The organism is Mycobacterium sp. SP-6446, assembly GCF_001954045.1.
In the GTDB taxonomy this organism is placed as follows: Bacteria; Actinomycetota; Actinomycetes; order Mycobacteriales; family Mycobacteriaceae; genus Mycobacterium.
Genome location: NZ_MBEM01000045.1, coordinates 12051 through 27306 on the forward strand (window position 1 = coordinate 12051; position 15256 = coordinate 27306).

The 15256-nt window shown below is 65.4% G+C and carries 17 protein-coding genes and 1 pseudogene; 8 read left to right on the forward strand and 10 right to left on the reverse strand.

Features of this window, described 5'->3' with window-relative positions:
* Positions 1-238 precede the first annotated feature (238 nt).
* On the forward strand, positions 239-715 hold the full coding sequence (locus A5736_RS03630) for a polyketide cyclase (protein WP_076123039.1): 477 nt from the start codon (positions 239-241) through the stop codon (positions 713-715).
* On the opposite strand, the gene A5736_RS03635 is transcribed toward A5736_RS03630, so the two are convergent.
* Together A5736_RS03635 and A5736_RS03640 are read right to left on the reverse strand one after the other, a co-directional pair.
* Positions 712-1152, reverse strand: coding sequence for a flavin reductase family protein (locus tag A5736_RS03635; protein WP_371328355.1), 441 nt, complete (start codon positions 1150-1152; stop codon positions 712-714). The genes A5736_RS03630 and A5736_RS03635 overlap by 4 nt on opposite strands.
* Positions 1153-1207: 55 nt before the next feature.
* Entirely contained in the window at positions 1208-2356 is a 1149-nt protein-coding gene (locus A5736_RS03640) for an FAD-dependent oxidoreductase (RefSeq protein WP_076244577.1), read from the reverse strand.
* A 98-nt stretch (positions 2357-2454) separates the two neighbouring features.
* On the opposite strand from A5736_RS03640, the gene A5736_RS03645 reads away from it, so the two are divergent.
* Together A5736_RS03645 and A5736_RS03650 are read left to right on the forward strand one after the other, a co-directional pair.
* On the forward strand, positions 2455-3267 hold the full coding sequence (locus A5736_RS03645; RefSeq protein WP_083667122.1) for a C39 family peptidase: 813 nt from the start codon (positions 2455-2457) through the stop codon (positions 3265-3267).
* Positions 3268-3365: 98 nt separating this feature from the next.
* Positions 3366-4211, forward strand: coding sequence for a hypothetical protein (locus A5736_RS03650; protein ID WP_076244598.1), 846 nt, complete (start codon positions 3366-3368; stop codon positions 4209-4211).
* Between the two features lies 1 nt (position 4212).
* Here A5736_RS03650 and A5736_RS03655 read toward each other — a convergent pair whose 3' ends face one another.
* Both A5736_RS03655 and A5736_RS03660 read right to left on the reverse strand, forming a co-directional pair.
* A complete protein-coding gene (locus A5736_RS03655) occupies positions 4213-4647 on the reverse strand; it encodes a hypothetical protein (protein ID WP_076244581.1) in 435 nt (144 codons plus the stop codon).
* On the reverse strand, positions 4644-5516 hold the full coding sequence (locus tag A5736_RS03660) for an NYN domain-containing protein (protein WP_076123042.1): 873 nt from the start codon (positions 5514-5516) through the stop codon (positions 4644-4646). The genes A5736_RS03655 and A5736_RS03660 overlap by 4 nt, the downstream gene beginning before the upstream one ends.
* Positions 5517-5627: 111 nt before the next feature.
* Here A5736_RS03660 and A5736_RS03665 point away from each other — a divergent pair, with 111 nt between their 5' ends.
* Positions 5628-6317, forward strand: a complete 690-nt coding sequence (locus A5736_RS03665) for a PadR family transcriptional regulator (RefSeq protein WP_076244583.1) — start codon at positions 5628-5630, stop codon at positions 6315-6317.
* Between the two features lie 94 nt (positions 6318-6411).
* On the forward strand, positions 6412-7686 hold the full coding sequence (locus A5736_RS03670) for an amidohydrolase family protein (protein WP_076244585.1): 1275 nt from the start codon (positions 6412-6414) through the stop codon (positions 7684-7686).
* Here the strand turns inward: A5736_RS03670 and A5736_RS03675 are convergent.
* Entirely contained in the window at positions 7683-9380 is a 1698-nt protein-coding gene (locus A5736_RS03675) for a 3-ketosteroid-delta-1-dehydrogenase (RefSeq protein WP_076244587.1), read from the reverse strand. The genes A5736_RS03670 and A5736_RS03675 overlap by 4 nt on opposite strands.
* A gap of 102 nt (positions 9381-9482) precedes the next feature.
* Between A5736_RS03675 and A5736_RS03680 the strand changes: the two genes are divergently transcribed.
* Both A5736_RS03680 and A5736_RS26645 read left to right on the forward strand, forming a co-directional pair.
* The gene (locus A5736_RS03680) at positions 9483-10619 is read left to right on the forward strand and encodes a Rieske 2Fe-2S domain-containing protein (RefSeq protein WP_076244600.1); all 1137 of its coding nucleotides are present in this window, start codon (positions 9483-9485) and stop codon (positions 10617-10619) included.
* Positions 10619-10918 (forward strand): ferredoxin, encoded by a 300-nt coding sequence (locus A5736_RS26645; RefSeq protein ID WP_076244589.1) that lies wholly within the window; start codon positions 10619-10621, stop codon positions 10916-10918. The genes A5736_RS03680 and A5736_RS26645 overlap by 1 nt, the downstream gene beginning before the upstream one ends.
* Position 10919: 1 nt before the next feature.
* On the opposite strand, the gene A5736_RS03690 is transcribed toward A5736_RS26645, so the two are convergent.
* The 5 genes from A5736_RS03690 to A5736_RS03710 are packed head-to-tail and all read right to left on the reverse strand — an operon-like array spanning position 10920 to position 15022.
* The gene (locus tag A5736_RS03690; protein ID WP_076123102.1) at positions 10920-11528 is read right to left on the reverse strand and encodes a PaaI family thioesterase; all 609 of its coding nucleotides are present in this window, start codon (positions 11526-11528) and stop codon (positions 10920-10922) included.
* On the reverse strand, positions 11525-12097 hold the full coding sequence (locus A5736_RS03695) for a hypothetical protein (protein ID WP_076244591.1): 573 nt from the start codon (positions 12095-12097) through the stop codon (positions 11525-11527). The genes A5736_RS03690 and A5736_RS03695 overlap by 4 nt, the downstream gene beginning before the upstream one ends.
* A gap of 15 nt (positions 12098-12112) precedes the next feature.
* Complete coding sequence (locus A5736_RS03700; RefSeq protein ID WP_076244593.1) at positions 12113-12898, reverse strand: SDR family NAD(P)-dependent oxidoreductase; 786 nt, start codon at positions 12896-12898, stop codon at positions 12113-12115.
* Between the two features lie 18 nt (positions 12899-12916).
* On the reverse strand, positions 12917-13993 hold the full coding sequence (locus tag A5736_RS03705; RefSeq protein WP_076123049.1) for a hypothetical protein: 1077 nt from the start codon (positions 13991-13993) through the stop codon (positions 12917-12919).
* 48 nt (positions 13994-14041) lie between these two features.
* A complete protein-coding gene (locus A5736_RS03710) occupies positions 14042-15022 on the reverse strand; it encodes an alpha/beta hydrolase (protein WP_076244595.1) in 981 nt (326 codons plus the stop codon).
* Positions 15023-15084: 62 nt separating this feature from the next.
* Between A5736_RS03710 and A5736_RS26650 the strand changes: the two are divergent.
* Positions 15085-15256, forward strand: a pseudogene (locus A5736_RS26650) (oxidoreductase); the annotation flags it as partial.

Genomic DNA, 15256 nt, shown 5'->3' on the forward strand with positions numbered 1-15256 from the left:
ACACCCTCCCGCAGGTCGCGCCGAAGCGGCCCTGCGCCGCCGTGTCCTGCCCCGTTCTTGCTACGTTAATCGCCAGTTAATGCGACTTTTCCAGCGCCAACGGTATACCCAATGCGGCAGGCCCGATCGCAAATCGCCGCGGCCGCAAGGCATCGGCCTGGCGCAAAAATCTTTTCGAGATCCCCCGGCGAATGGCCGTAAAGTGATTGGATCTCATCTTCGGGGGTTGCGAGGAATCATGGCCGAACGCATCGAGACCCAACGCCTCATCCCGGCCCCGGCGCCCGACATCTTCGCGCTGCTGTGTGACCCGCAGGGGCATGTCGCGATCGACTCATCGGGGATGCTCCAGGACGCCGAAGGCGACCCGGTAGGGGCAGTCGGCGACACCTTCGTGGTCCACATGGATCGCGAAGCGCTGAACGACTTTCCGCAGTTCGGCAAATACGACGTCACCGTCAGCATCACCGAGTTCGAGCGGGATCAGCTAATCGCGTGGACCGTGCTGGGCCAGATCAAGCCACCCATCGGCCACGTCTACGGCTACCGCCTCCAGCCGGCCGACGACGGGACGGGCACGGTGGTCACCGCGTTTTACGACTGGTCGAACATCGATCAGAAGTGGCGCGACGCAGGAATCTTCCCGGTGTTGTCCGAGGGCGCGTTACGAGCGACGCTGGGCATTCTGGATCGCACCGTGCGCCGCGGTTATTAGGCCTCGTGGCCCGGCGGCAGGTGCTGAACGTCGCTGAACGACACCCAACGCTCGAGTTCGTGCGGCGGGCTGCCGTCCACCGGTTGCAGCAGGTGCCCGACGTGGTCGCCCAGGGAAAAACGATCGAGGATCTCGCCGACGAACCAGGCGGCCGCATCGTCGAGGATGGGCATCTGAGCGGGACCGTGATGCCAGGAACAGCGGTCGAACTTGTCGACCCTGTCGCCCGTTTGGCTGCCGAACAGTTCGACGACGTCGAGGTGCTCGCGGTCGAACACGTGCACCGCCAGGTGGGTGGCCTCGGCGGCCACGCGGAACGTGTGGTTCTGCGTTGACAGGCCGACCAGAAATCGGGGTGGATGGATGCTGGCCTGACTGGCGAAGCCCACCAGACATCCGGCAGCGACGCCACCGGCCTGCGTGGTGACGACGAACATCGGATAGTTCAGCAGCGCAACCAATTTCTCGAATGCTTGCGTCCCAACCACTCGCTCAGTGTTCCCGTTCGGACCGCAGTGGAATCGCATGGTTGTTTTCGCGCACCCCGCGGTACATGCCCCAGCGAACGATCCACGGCATCACCACCCGATCGACCGACCATGACGGGAAGCGGAATGCATTGCCGGTGGGGAAGAAAACCTCCAACCCGTTGGGCTGGATGCCGAACAGCGATCCCCAACGCCGCCCCGGCGTGCGGAAGGTACGCAGCTTTCGACCGGCGAACTCGGCGCGGATGTTGTGGGCCACCAGGGCATCCCCGCGATTGCGGGCGGAGCTGCGCAGCGGATCGGTGGCGGCGACGTCGCCGACCGCGAAGACGCCGCGATGACCGGGCACGCGCAGGTCGGGCGTCACTCGCACGAAGCCGTGTTCGTCCAGCAGGTCCGCCGGCAGCCAATCGGTATTGGGTTGCACCCGGCCTATCGCCCACAGCACCGCGTCGGCGCGAGCCGGGGGTTGTCCGGTGCTCCAGCTGACCGGTTCGCCGGTGATCTCGTCGCCCTCGAAGCCGTCCGGGATCACGGCGCGGTGCCCGGGGTGCACCCCAACGCCGAGGTCGGTCAGCCTGCCTCGGATGCGCTGCCAAATCCCCGGGTGGTACGCGACCAACGCGCGCTCTCCAGGGAAATAGAGGTCAATCCGCTTGGCGGGCCACGTGGATGCCATGTTGGCGGCGCTGCTGACCGCGGCCGCGCCGCCGCCCACGATGATCACCGAGTTGGCCGCCGCCAGCCGGTCGTGTGCGGCGCGCAGGCCGGCGCCAATCTCAGCGGCCGACTGCAGTGTCGGCTGCCGCCAGAAGCCGTTGGTGACCCCGGTCGCAATGACCAGCGCGTCGTACGCCTCCGTCATGGTGGCGCCGTCGTCGCGCCGCCCATGGACCGTTCGGGCGGCCAGGTCCACGCCGGTCAGCGTCGCGTGAACGGTCCGGACCCCGTCCAGCCGGCGGAATCTGTCGAAGGGAATCCAGTAGTCGCGGGCCCAGTCGTGCGGACGGGCGAGGCGTACGCCGAGTTCCTGGCCGCTCACCAACGCTGGTTTGGCCGAGATTCCGACGACGTCGGCGTGGCCGGCCAGGCGGATCGCGGTCAGCAGACCAACGTCTCCCAATCCCGCTACGACGACGCGTTTACGGTTCACGCCATATCACGTAGGAATCCATGGGAGCCTCCTTACGCGAAGTCGGCAAACTGTAACACGTTCTAGCAAGTGCGCGGCGGGCCAAACGGTGGTTCACTATGCCCATCAGCAAAACGGATGCCCGGACCCTCATCGTGACACGCGCTGCCGCAGTGGTTGTTTGCCTTGTCATCGCCACCGCCCCGGCTATGGCAGCGTGCGGATCGGGCACGTCGTCGACGTCGTCGTCCACCAGCGCCGCACCGTCCCTTGCAACCAGCAACGCGGCGTCCCCGGCTGCCGAGGGAGCGCCCAGCAACTCGCCGTCAACCCCGCAGCCAACCGCCGGTCCCGGCGTCTACGGCGACCCGGGTGCGGCGATGAAGTTTTGGCGTGCGCAGTCAAAGGAAGACAACTGCGGGCTGATGGCGGTGTCTTACATCGTCGGCGAGCGCACCGGTAACCAGCCGAGCGAGCAAGAGATGATCACGCTGGCGCAGAGCACCCCGTCGAGTGTCAACCCGGGGACGATGATCTATGCGGCCTCGAACGATCCAAGCCATGAGGGCGCCAATGGCGGTGTCTCCGTTGAGGATTTGGTCGTGCTGCTCGACCACTTCGGCATCAAATCGGCGATGACCTATGGCGACCAAACCAGTATGGAGCAGCTGCAGCAGTATCTCGGTGGTGGCCGCAAGGTCATCGCCTGGGTGAATTCCACGATCATCGGCGACCAAACGGGTAACAGCACCGACCAGCGCACCAAGGCCGATCACTACGTCGAAATCACTGCGATCGACACCAACAAGCAGATCGTTCACCTCAGCGACCCCGGCGTCGACCACGCCGACGAGCAAATCCCCGTGGCCACCTTCACGAGTGCGTGGCAGACCGGGCAGGACACGATCGTCGCCACCGCGCCGCCCGCCTGAGCGCGCCGCGTCGCCGGTGCCCGGACGCTACGGTGGAGCGGATGTCCGAGTTGAGTAGGCCCAAACGCCAGCCCGTGCGCGGCGCGCTGCGCGCCTCGATGAGTGCATCGCCCGCTCATCGCGTGGCCGCCGAACGGGCCGCCGAAGACTTCGGCAAGGGTCCGTGGTCGGCGTTGCGGTCCGAGGTTCGCTGGGCGTTCACCCCGCCGCGCATCTGGCTGTCGGGGGTGCTGGCCAACCTGGTGCTCGCCGTGGCGTGGCTGGTGGTGCAGCACCTGACCGCGCCCACCCACCACCAGACCCACTCCCACTACCATCACGCCGGGTTTTACCATCACCATCACTTCGACTGGGTGGTCCTGATCAGCACCTACTTCGCCTCGTTCGTGCTGGCCGACGTCACCACGACCAACCTGCTCGGCGCCGACCATCACCGCGTCGCAAAGGGCTTGTCGGACGGGGTGTCATTTTGGCGGGTGCTGTTGATCAAGAACCTGGCCCTGATTGTGATCGTGGGGCTGCCGACTTTGGCGATGGCGATGGCATTGACGTTGTGGAAGCAAACGCCGGGGCACTTGGCCCAGACGATCCCCAACGTCGCCGTTCCGATAGTGACCTGGCTCGGCGTCGGCAACCTGATCTCCGTGTTGTTCCCGGTGGGTGCCGAGCCGCTGCTGCAGCGGTGGGAGGATCGTCGTGACTGGCGGCGTACCGGCGCCTGGATTCTCGCGCTGGCCCTGCCCTATGCGTTGTACTACGTCGCCGACCCGATGGGCGGAGTCGAACACAAAGTGTTGTGGACACAGGTGCCTGCGGCGATCGGGCCGGTGTTCGGCCGCGACACGAAAAGCTTCGTGCATCTCGGCATCGCCCTGGCCGTCTGGGCGGCGGGAACCGTGTTGGCCGTCCTGTGGGTCCGCAAGCGCGGACTGCACATCAGGTGAGTCAGCCCGCGGGCGTGATTCCCGAGCTGGAGATCGTGAAGCCGCGGCCCGAGGCGACCCTGCAGGTGATCCCGCTGACCTCCGACCGGCAGCTGAACGCGCCGATGCCGGCGGTTTCGCCGTAGGGGAGCGTTGCCTGGCCCAATCCTGGGTTGCCCAAACAGGTTTCACCCGTGCAGACCGTGAACGCGCCGGTGGGATCCATGTGCACGGACCTGTGCGGCGACATGGTCTGGCAATAGGCTTCGTCGGGCATGCCGGCGCCGCGTTGGTAGTCGATCTCGCAGCTGATGTTGTGCGACGGGGAATAGAAGGCGCACACGTTGGCCAAACAGATCGGGTCGTCGGCGGCGGCACTGGGCATTCCCGCACAGCCGCCGGCCGCGACGATCCAGGCTACCGCGAGCCTCAGCCCGTTAGGCGTGAGGTGCCTCATGCGGTGTCGGTGTGCAGCCGCACCATGCGCGTCGTGCTGCTCTCGTCGAGGTCGACGAGATCGCTGCGCGAGCGGAGGAAATCGCTGAATGACTTGAACCCCAAGGACTTCTCGCTGAACGACGGGTCCATCCGTTTCATCTGGGCCTTGACCGCCGAGTTATGCAGCCAGTCGGCATCGTCCTTTTCTTGGCCGATGCGCAGCGCGCGTTCGAGCAGGCCGGTGGCGGCGGCTTGCGGGTCGGCGGGCGCCGGTTCGTCGTCGGGCTCGGACGCGTTGGTCTTTCGGCCGCGCCTGCCGTTCTTCGGGGCCGGCGCGGCTACGGTCGGTATTCCGGGAAGCGCGTCGTAGGTGACGAACTCGTCGCACGCGGCGGCCAGCGAACGGCTGCTGGCGCCCGCCACACCGATGCCGACGACGTAGCGGCCCAAGCGTTTGCAGCGCTGGGCGAGCGCGATGTAGTCCGAGTCGCCACCGACGATCACCACGTGGGTCAGGTCGGGAAGCCGGAACATGTCTTCGACCGCGTCGACGGCCAGGCGGATGTCGGCGCCGTTCTTGCCGTAGGCGGCAGCCGGGAACAGTTGCACCAGATCGACCGCGCGGCCCACGAGCTGGCCGTGGTAGGCGGCATTGACGTCGGCGGACCAGTCCGCGTAAGCGCGGGTGAGCACGAGAGTGCCGAACGACGAGGCGAAGTCGATCACCGCGCCGATGTCGACGGCCGCCAACTCGAGACGCTCCTTGTCCAGCCCCTTGGCTTTGTCGCGCTGGAATGAGTTGCGCCCGTGCACCTGGTCGTACCGCGAGATCACGATGTTGTCGAAGTCGAGGTAGACCGCAACGCGCGTCGGGCCGGATTCGGTCATGGTGCCAGCGAACCACACCGATCACCTTGGGTGAAGCCGTCATCATCGCTGGTGTCCCGGCCAGCGGTCAGTGTCACGCAAAGTTCCGTTCTGTGTTGTTAACCTGGCGGCGTGGACTCCGAGACGGACCCTGCCAGCGAGAACCCGACGAAGGCGGCACTCGCCGCTACCAGTTGGGCGCTCCTGGGCATGATGTCCTACGAGGAGGAAGTTTCTGGCTACGACCTCAAAAAGTGGATCGATTGGAGCGTCGACCTCTATTACTGGAGCCCGTCGTACAGCCAGATCTACACAGAGCTGAAGAAGCTCGAGGGCCTGGGACTGGTGACATCCCGCGTCGAACGCGACGAGGGTACCCGCAGCCGCCGGCTCTACAAGATCACCCCGGCCGGCATGGAAGCCGTCACCGAGTGGACCAACGACGCACCCGTGGACCCGCCGGTGCTCAAGCACAGCGTGCTGCTGCGGGTGACGTTCGGGCATCTCAGTAACCCAGCTCGACTCAAGGAGTTGTTGCAGGAGCACGTGGCGTACGCCGAATCCCGGCATCGCAAAGCGATCGAGGATGCCGAGGGGGCCGAGGCCGAACCCGCCTGGGCGTATTCCGTGATCGCCTTGCGTTGGGCGGCGAAATACTATGCGGCAGAGCGTGAGTTCGCACTGGAACTGATGAAGGACATCGACGAGGCCGACGCCGTCATCGCGAAGGCCGCCAAGGGGGGTTTCGGGAGACCCCGCCCTACGCCTGGCTACTGGCGTGAGGTCGAGAAGCAGGTCGAGGCCAAGCGCGCGGCGGACTAGCCGATTCGAAGTGTCCCGCTCACTGAGATGAGCCGTCGCTAGCGGTTCGGCCGGCCCGGAACCTAGCGAGTACATTTGCAACAACGGAGGACCGATGGCTGCAAGCTGGGACACGATCGATCGCTACGTCGTCATCTCGACGGACACCCACGCCGGGGCGGATCTCCATGACTACAGGCAGTATCTGCCCGCCCGCCTGCACGACGAGTTTGATGCCTGGGCCAAGGAATACGTCAGCCCGTTCGACGACCTGATCATCGCCACTGCAGACCGAAACTGGGATCACGATCTCCGGATCGCCGAGATGGACGCCGACGGGGTGGCCGCCGAGGTGTTGTTGCCGAACACGGTCCCGCCGTTCTTTCCGACCACTCCCAACATCACCATCAGCCTGCCCCGGACCCGTGACGAGCTCGAGAAGCGGTGGGCCGGAGTGCAGGCCCACAATCGCTGGCAGATCGACTTCTGTTCGCAGGCCCCGGACCGCCGCCGCGGGTTGATTCAGGTCTTCCCCAACGATGTCGAGCTGGCATTGGACGAGATCCGCTGGGGCGCCGAGCAGGACTGTTTCGGCGGCGTGCTTATCCCGCCAGTATCGCCCGGCGACCCTCAGGTGGCCCCGCTCTTCCATACCCGCTACGAGCCGATCTGGGCACTCTGCACGGAACTGGACCTGACTGTGGTGCAGCATGCGGGGGCCGGTAGCCCCGAGATGCCGATGGACCAGCCGGCGTCTAACGCGGTCCTGATCACCGAGATGGCGCTGTGGGCCCAACGGACGCTCGGCCACCTGATCCTGGCCGGGGTGTTTGAGCGCTACCCGACGCTGCGGTTCGTACCGACGGAGCAGGGCACGTTGTGGGTTCCTCCGCAACTGGCGATGCTCGACGCCATGGTGCCCACCATGAAATCCGAGGCTCACAACCGCACCTACGGGATGTTCGGCGGGTCGTCGGTCGACGCACTGACCATGACCCCGAGCGAATACGCCAAGCGCAACTGCTACCTGGCCAGCGAGCTGGCACCGTTTGACGCGGCGATGATCGACTTCATGGGGGCTGACCACATCATGTGGGGCAGCGACTATCCCCACGAGGAGGGCTTCGCGCCCCAGTCCAAGCTGGCCATCCGCTGGGCGCTGCATGACAGGTCCGAGGACGACTGCCGAAAGATCCTGGGCGGCAACGCGGGCCGTTTGTACCGGTTCGACCTCGATGCGCTGGCACCGGTCGCCGCCAAGATCGGTCCGACGGTCGCCGAGGTGCATACGCGGCTCGAGGACACCGGCTATCGGGCGCCCGCCGCGTTCGGCTACCGGCCGTTCGAGGGCGGGCTGGCCCTGCGGCGTCGGGCCCCGGAGCGCATCTAGCCCGCTGCGTCGCGGGCCGCGATGTAGCCGTACACCAGCCCCTGCGCGATGGTCGCGCCCGCGCCTGGATACGTCGTGCCGAACGCATTGGCTGCGGTATTGCCGATTGCATACAGCCCGGCGATGACGCCGCCGTCCTCGCGCAGCACCCGCGCGCGCTCGTCTGCCCTCAGTCCGCCGCAGGTACCCAGATCGGACAGCACCATCTTCACCGCGTAGAACGGGCCTTTGATCAACGGACGCAGGTTGGGGTTCGGCTTGATCGTCGGGTCGCCGTAGTAGCGGTCGTAGGCGCTGCGGCCCCGACCGAAGTCGGGATCCGTACCGGCAGCGGCGTTTTGGTTGAAGCGAGTCATCGTCTGGAAGAATTCCGATACCGAAACACCCATGTGCTCGCCCAAAGCGCTGAAGTTGTCGGCGCGCACCGCGATGCCCGCGTCGTACCACGCCTGTGGAATCCGCATCCTCGGAAAGAGCACGGCACCAAAGACATAACTGTTGCGGTATTGCTGATCGAAGATGATCCACATCGTGTCGACCGGGCTTCCGGCCCGTTCCAACTCGAGCAACCGCTGGCCGAAGGACATGTAGTCCGCCGACTCGTTGGCGAACCGGTGGCCGTTCTGGTCCACGATCAGACAGCCCGGAAGTGACCGCTCGGCCAGCATCACCGCGGGTGCCTTACCGGGCAGCGGCGCGACGGCGGGGAACCACCATGCCTGATCCATCAGATCGAGGTCGGCGCCCAATTCCTGTCCCGCCCGGATGCCATCGCCGGTATTGGTGTTCGCGCCCAGGCTTACGTTGGCGCCCAACGACTCCGACTGGAATTTCCACCGCATATCCATGGCGTGGTCGAAACCACCGGTAGCCAGCACCACGCCTCGGCGGGCGGTGACGGTCACCTCGCGTCCGTCATGGTCCACGACAGCGCCGGTCACGCGGTCGCCGTCGCCGGTGAGACGCAGCAGCGCGGTGTCGGTCCACACGGCGATACCGGCGCGCAGCACACCCGCGAACAGCCCGGCCATCAGGCCCTGGCCGCCGGCGGCGTAACGCCGGCCGAGCAGCCGCCCGCCGACGCCTTGCGTCACTCGTTTGCCGAACGTCGGAATGCCCTTGTGCGGTACGCGTGCAACCAGGTTCATCCAGCGGTAGTCGGCGCCTGTGGTGGGTATCGGGACGCTCGATTCCATCACGCCGGGCTGTAGCCGGGCACGGTACTCGCCGAGAATCGAGGTATCGAAGGGGCGGCATTCGCAGGTGCGGCCCGCCGCGCTGCCGCCGGGCTCCTCGGGGTGGTAGTCGGAGTAGTCCCGAGCCCAAAACAGTCGTAGTGGGGTCGTCCGACGCAGCATTTCGACCGTCGCGGACACGTGCGCTAAGAACCCGGACGAACGCTGTCGGGACGCCGATCCTGCGACCACCGAATCCAGGTAAGCACTGGCGCGCTCCGTGGTGTCGTCGGCGCCGGCCTCTCGCAGCACCGGGCAGGCGGGGAGCCAGAGAGCACCACCGGACCGCGCCGTCGAGCCACCCACGTAGCAGGACTTTTCCACGATCAGCACGGACAGCCCGAGTTCATGGGCCGCCAGCGCTGCGGCCATGCCCGTGCCTGAGCCGACAACCAAGAGGTCGACGGTCGTGTCGGCCACCGGAAGTCCGGCAGGGATGGTCGTGCTGTGCGCAGTCACGGTGAGAACGGTAGGCCGGGGCGGCGCGACGCAGGAAGACCCGTCCTGATGAGTGGAACAAGCGGCTGCCACAGGTCGGGCCGGGGGAGTTAGATCATGGCGATGACGTCGCAGACTGAGGCCGACCCCGTTCGGCTTATTGAAGCGCAGGCCGCACCGACCCGCTTCGCCCGCGGCTGGCACTGCCTGGGCCTGATCAGAGATTTCGGTGACGGCAAGCCGCACGCGATCGACGCGTTCGGGCACAAGCTTGTCGTCTTCCGGGGCGGCGACGGCAACATCAGTGTGCTTGATGGTTACTGCCGGCACATGGGCGGTGATCTCTCGCAGGGCGAGGTCAAGGGCAACGAGATCGCGTGTCCGTTCCACGACTGGCGTTGGGGCGGCGACGGCCGCTGCAAGCGGGTGCCCTACAGCAGGCGCGCACCAAAATTGGCCCGCACACAAGCGTGGACCACGCTTGAGCAGGACGGCATGTTGTTCGTCTGGAACGACCCCGAGCGCAAACCGCCGCCGCCGGAAGTCGCCATCCCGCGCATCGAGGGCGCTACCAGCGACGACTGGACCGACTGGCACTGGTACACCACAGTCGTGCATAGCAACTGTCGCGAAATCATCGACAACGTCGTGGATATGGCGCACTTCTTCTACATCCACGGCTCGTTGCCCACGCATTTCAAGAACATCTTCGAGGGCCACGTGGCGACGCAGTACATGAACGGCGGAAGTCGCCCCGACCTGGGGAGTACCGAAGGGTCGCAGATGCTGGGTACCACGTCGGTGGCGTCCTACTACGGCCCGTCCTTCATGATCGACGATCTGACCTATCACTATGAGGACGGTGATGCGAAGACGATCCTGATCAATTGTCATTATCCGATTGACTCGAATTCTTTTGTGCTGCAATACGGCATCATCGTGCAGAAAACGGACACGTTGCCCGGCGATCAGGCCACGGAGGCGGCGATCAGTCTCGGCGACTTCGTGAAGCTGGGCTTCGAGCAGGATGTTGAGATCTGGCGGCACAAGGCGCGCATCGACAACCCGCTGCTGGTCGAGGAGGACGGCCCGGTTTACCAGCTGCGGCGTTGGTATCAGCAGTTCTACGTCGATGTCGCCGATGTGCAACCAGATATGGTGGACCGCTTCGAGTTTGAGCTGGACACCACCCGACCCTACGAGGCCTGGATGAAAGAGATCGAGGCCAACATGGCGGCGCAGGGAGCCGGTTCGGTCTGATGAGGCTTGATCCGTCTGTCCAGCACGACAATCGCCTCGACGAAATGCCAATGATGCCAGTCGTGTGCCACAGTTGCGGCGCGCGCGTGTTGGCTCGCAAGAGCAGCTGGAACCAGACCAGTGTGCAGTGGAACGCCGACGCGACGGCGCGTTGCGCCGAGCGTGCCGAAGCTCAGAAGGTAGCTGCGCACGGCCCTGGTGTGTTCCTGGCGTGCTTAGCGCTAAGTGAGTCGATAGCCGAGGCGGTGCGACACGGCGACCTAGCTATCGTGGATGAAATAGCAAGGGTGCCACTGTAATTTATGGCGCTGGAGGGGATTGCGACCCGTCCACACCCTTGTGTTCCCGTGGCGTGATGAATACACCCTCGGCTTCCACCGAGACGCCGTCGACGTTACGGAGTTGCCCGACCGCATATGTTTTGGTGCCATCGATCCGCTCCATCCGCGCCTCGGCTCGCAACGCACCTAGCCGGGTGGGGCGCAGATAGCGCACCGTGAGGGTGCCCGTGTAGGCGGGTTTACCCGGTTGGTGTGCCGTCGCGCCCAGGACATGGTCCAGGATGAGAGCGCACATCCCGCCGTGCACGTGGCCCGGCGGCCCCTCGTAGCCGGCGCCAAGGTGCACGTCGGCATGAACGCCGCCCGCCTCGTCGTGCTGGACGACTAGGGGCGGAGCTATCGGGTTACGCAGCCCGACGGCCACATTGCCCCAAACGACGTTTTCACCGTCGGGGTTGGTGCGCACACCGAACGATCCAGGCATGAGTCGCGTGCTCAGCAGCTCGACGGTTTGGTCGACCAGAGCCAAGGCCTGCGCCACGGTGTCTTCGTCGGCCTCGCTGCGAATGGTGACGTCAATGAGCCGTCGCACCGACGCCGTCAGTCGTTCGTGGAGGATGTCAGTCATGTGCGCCACCGTTCATCGCCGTCGCACAGCAGCGTCTCGATCGGATCGACTGAGTCGCAAGGGCTGCCGGCAGCTGCAAGCGCGTAGCCCTTGAACACCCGCGCCGCCGGGCTTAGCACGTGCTGGACGGTGGCCATCGTGCGATTGACCCCGATCGGCCACCCCTCACCCCACAGCGCCACTTCGGTCAGCTGGTGGTCCAGGAATTTGAACACTGTTTCGCGGATGCGAACATCCCCGGTGAGGACCTCAGCGCTGACGGCCAAACTGTGCCCCGGGATGCGGCTGGCTGTCGAGACCAACTCCAAAGCCGATTTCGAGTTGAGGTCCAAAGCCTGCAGCCCGAGGATCCGTAGCGGCCGGGTATCGCAGCCGCGCGCTAGCAATACCGACACCGACCAACCCGCCCTGGCCCGGTCAAACAGCCAACCCCCGGCGGACTGCACGACGTCGGCGGCGCCCGCGGCAAACACGTCTAGTCGATATCGCAAATACTCGTCATCAGCGCGGGTTGCTCGCTCGGTTGCGATCCCGCCGGTCCGGCTGATGTGAACACTCGTGACCATCAGTTCCTTACTTGGTCCTCAGGCGTGCGCGCCGCCGTCGATCCGGATCTCGGTGCCCGTGATGAACGCACCGTCGTCGGAAGCCACCATGGCGATCACCGACGCGACGGAGCTCGGGTCGCCGAGGATGGCGTCGGCACTCCCGTGCAGCAACGGTGTCTGCTTGGCCCACAAGCCGATGTCGTAGTCGGCGGGCATCTTGTCGAGGGTGCTCAGCGCCAGCGCGGTGGCGACGCCGCCCGGTTGGATGTTGACGGCGCGCAGCCCCTGTTTGGAGTATTCGAGGGCTAAAGAATGCGTCAACGACAACACTCCACCCTTGCTGGCGGCATACGCGGCCATGTAGGGATGCGCGAAAGACGCTGCGGTGGAGGTGAAGTTGACGACCACACCGCGGCCGGATTCCAGCAGAGCCGGCAACGCCTGGCGGATCATCAGGAAAGTGCCGGTCAAGTTCACCGCCAACGTGCGGTTCCAATCGTCCAGCGTGTGCTCATGCGTGTTGGCACAGCGCTGAATGGCAGCGGCGTTGACCAGCACGTCGAGGCCGCCCAGATCGTCGACAGCACGGCTCACCGCGCCGACGACCGCGTCTTCGACTGACACATCGACTATCTCGGTGCTCAACCGTTTAGCCGTGCCGGCGGTTTCTGCCGCCGCGGTGGTTATGGCCAGGCCGTCAGGCGAAACGTCATATCCCACTACGGTGCCGCCCTCGTCGAGCAGTCGCAGCGTGGTGGCCTGCCCGATGCCCGAGCCCGCGCCGGTGATGATAATTCTGCGGTCGTCGAATCGATCTAGCATGCAGCGCCTTTCGTCATTTCAGGCCGGCTGGAAGGCGCTGATCGGCGCCTCGTGCGGATAGTGCGACGGACCGCCGAAGTCATAGGCCGCGTTGAGGGTGCGGATGAACTCAGGGTCGTGCAGTGGGTCGTCCGGCATGGCAAGTTTTATGCCCTGAGCATTGACGTCCTTGACCATGGTGTCGATGGCCCGCTCGGGGGTCAGGTCGTCGGAGCCTTCCATGTTCTTCTTGAGCTCGTCGAAATCCGAGAACACCTCGGCCGACCAGTGCACCAGGAACCGCAGTTCGTCGGTGTGGTGGCGCGCGATCACGTCGTCGCCGTTCTTCAGCAGCCAGTGGTCGCGGTCGTCAGGATCGCCGGTGAAAACCGTGTCGAAGGCCAAACCAGCCGGAACCTGTTGGTCTAGTGGCCCGTTCGCCTCGCCGCGGTGCACCATCATCTCGTTCTGCACGACCACGCCGCGGTTGTTGATTGGCGGCAGGACTCGCTGCGGGGGCTGCAGCGGACCGTTTGGCCAATAGGTGAAGCCGCTGCCGGCATCCAACGAAAACCAGGTAATTACCTGCGCCATTTTGATCAGGTAATCCTGGAAGAGGCCCGATTTGCCCATGACGCTGGTGAGCCATGTCGGCGCGTTCTCGTATCGCACGCCGCGGAAGCTCGGTGAATCCAGATGCCCCGGATCACGATTGGCACATGGGCCGTTGATGTTGAACAGCATCAGCTGCGGCTTGGCGTATTGCGCGTTCCAATAGCTCTTGGCCATCTCCAGGAACCGCGCGTTGTAGAAACAATCGTGCAGTTGGGGGTAGAGCACCGCGCCATAGTTGGCGAGGTAGCCGCGGAAGGTGGGCGTGATGAACAGGTCCAGCGACGGCTCGAAGCCTTCGGGGAAGGCGCCGCTCATCGTGGCGATCAGTTCCTCGGGGGACGCGAAGTGTTGCGCAATGATCAACTTCCACGGGCCCTCCGTACGCACGACATCGAGCAGGCGTTCGCGTTGGTCTTCGGTGTAGACGTTGTCGATCTCGCGAGGGGGTGCCGCTGGCCGCAACACGTCGGAAAGCTCCATCCGTCGCTCGTCGCTGAGCATCAGCTGTCTCCTTCTGCCAATTCTGCGTTGGCGTGATTGTGCGCGGCGTCAGTGCCCCGCGGCGGCGCCCTGTCCGGTGATCGGGACGTCGAATCGGATCGGGTGCGCGAACTTCGCTCGCAGCAGCGCGCCGATCTCGGCGACGGCCAGCCGGCCCCGCGCCGTTGCGTCAGAGCGCATAAGAAAGCCGTGATACATGCCGGGATAACGGGTGGTGGTGGTCTGTACGCCGGCTTCTCGGAGCCGGGCCGCGTACCGTTCACCCCAGTCCTGGATCGGATCGCAGCCCGCAGTCACTACGATCGCCGGCGGCAGGTGGGACAGATTGGAGGCGTAGGCCGGGACCAGGTACGGGTCGCGGGGCGGACCGGTGTTGCCGTCGGCGAGGGCATGCATGTAGTCGATGTCGTCGCGTGCGAGCAGCGGTGCATCAGGCAGCGCAATGATCGAGGGAGCGGTCATGTCGCGATCCAAGCCCGGATACAGCAGCACCTGCGCACAGATGTCCGGCCCGTCACGGTCGCGTGCGGCCAACGCAACCGCGGCCGCCAGGGACCCGCCTGCGCTGTCGCCGACGACCGCAACTCGGTCGGAGTCGACACCGAGGCCGCGTGCGTTCCGTGATACCCACTCGGTCGCGGCGTAGGCGTCGTCGAACTGCGCGGGGGGCGGCGACTCGGGCGCCAACCGGTAGTCCACGGCCACGACGGTGGCGCCCGACGCCGACGCCAACTCGCGGGCAAGCGGTTCGAACGAGTGGTTGGAGCCCATGACGAGCCCACCGCCATGAAAGTAGACCAGCACGGGCAGAACGGAATCGTCTGTGGGACGGTAGATCCGGACAGAAATCGACCCGGCGGGGCCGGGTATCGTCATATCGCCGATGGTGGCCATCGCGGGCATTTCATCGGGCAGTGGCGCGGATTCGACCGCGGCTCGCACCGCGGCCAATCCGCGCTGGCGCATCGGTGGGACCGCTCCGAAGGACGCCACTCGCGCGGCGGCGTCGGGATCGAGTGCCGGCGTCACCTCAGCACCGGAGGTCGTTGTGCAGCAAGCACATTCGCGCGATCTGCCATGGCCAATGCGACGGTTTGCTGGACATCAAGGCCGCGGCAATGGATCCGCTTGCGGCCGCTGAGACGTTATTCGAGCAGGCCGCCGAGGGAAGGTTCTATCTAGTCACCCAGCAAACCGTCGCATTGGCCATGGCAGATCGCGCGAATGTGCTTGCTGCACAACGACCTCCGGTGCTGAGGTGGC

What these genes read in the sequence shown, in the direction of transcription:
- A5736_RS03660 (WP_076123042.1), bottom strand. Translation starts at nt 5,516, where the DNA reads ATGACCGAATCCGGCCCGACGCGCGTTGCGGTCTACCTCGACTTCGAC.
- A5736_RS03655 (WP_076244581.1), bottom strand. Translation starts at nt 4,647, where the DNA reads ATGAGGCACCTCACGCCTAACGGGCTGAGGCTCGCGGTAGCCTGGATC.
- A5736_RS03705 (WP_076123049.1), bottom strand. Translation starts at nt 13,993, where the DNA reads ATGCTCAGCGACGAGCGACGGATGGAGCTTTCCGACGTGTTGCGGCCA.
- A5736_RS03690 (WP_076123102.1), bottom strand. Translation starts at nt 11,528, where the DNA reads ATGACTGACATCCTCCACGAACGACTGACGGCGTCGGTGCGACGGCTC.
- A5736_RS03650 (WP_076244598.1), top strand. Translation starts at nt 3,366, where the DNA reads ATGAGTGCATCGCCCGCTCATCGCGTGGCCGCCGAACGGGCCGCCGAA.
- A5736_RS03680 (WP_076244600.1), top strand. Translation starts at nt 9,483, where the DNA reads ATGACGTCGCAGACTGAGGCCGACCCCGTTCGGCTTATTGAAGCGCAG.
- A5736_RS03635 (WP_371328355.1), bottom strand. Translation starts at nt 1,152, where the DNA reads ATGTTCGTCGTCACCACGCAGGCCGGTGGCGTCGCTGCCGGATGTCTG.
- A5736_RS26645 (WP_076244589.1), top strand. Translation starts at nt 10,619, where the DNA reads ATGAGGCTTGATCCGTCTGTCCAGCACGACAATCGCCTCGACGAAATG.
- A5736_RS03645 (WP_083667122.1), top strand. Translation starts at nt 2,455, where the DNA reads ATGCCCATCAGCAAAACGGATGCCCGGACCCTCATCGTGACACGCGCT.
- A5736_RS03630 (WP_076123039.1), top strand. Translation starts at nt 239, where the DNA reads ATGGCCGAACGCATCGAGACCCAACGCCTCATCCCGGCCCCGGCGCCC.
- A5736_RS03700 (WP_076244593.1), bottom strand. Translation starts at nt 12,898, where the DNA reads ATGCTAGATCGATTCGACGACCGCAGAATTATCATCACCGGCGCGGGC.
- A5736_RS03670 (WP_076244585.1), top strand. Translation starts at nt 6,412, where the DNA reads ATGGCTGCAAGCTGGGACACGATCGATCGCTACGTCGTCATCTCGACG.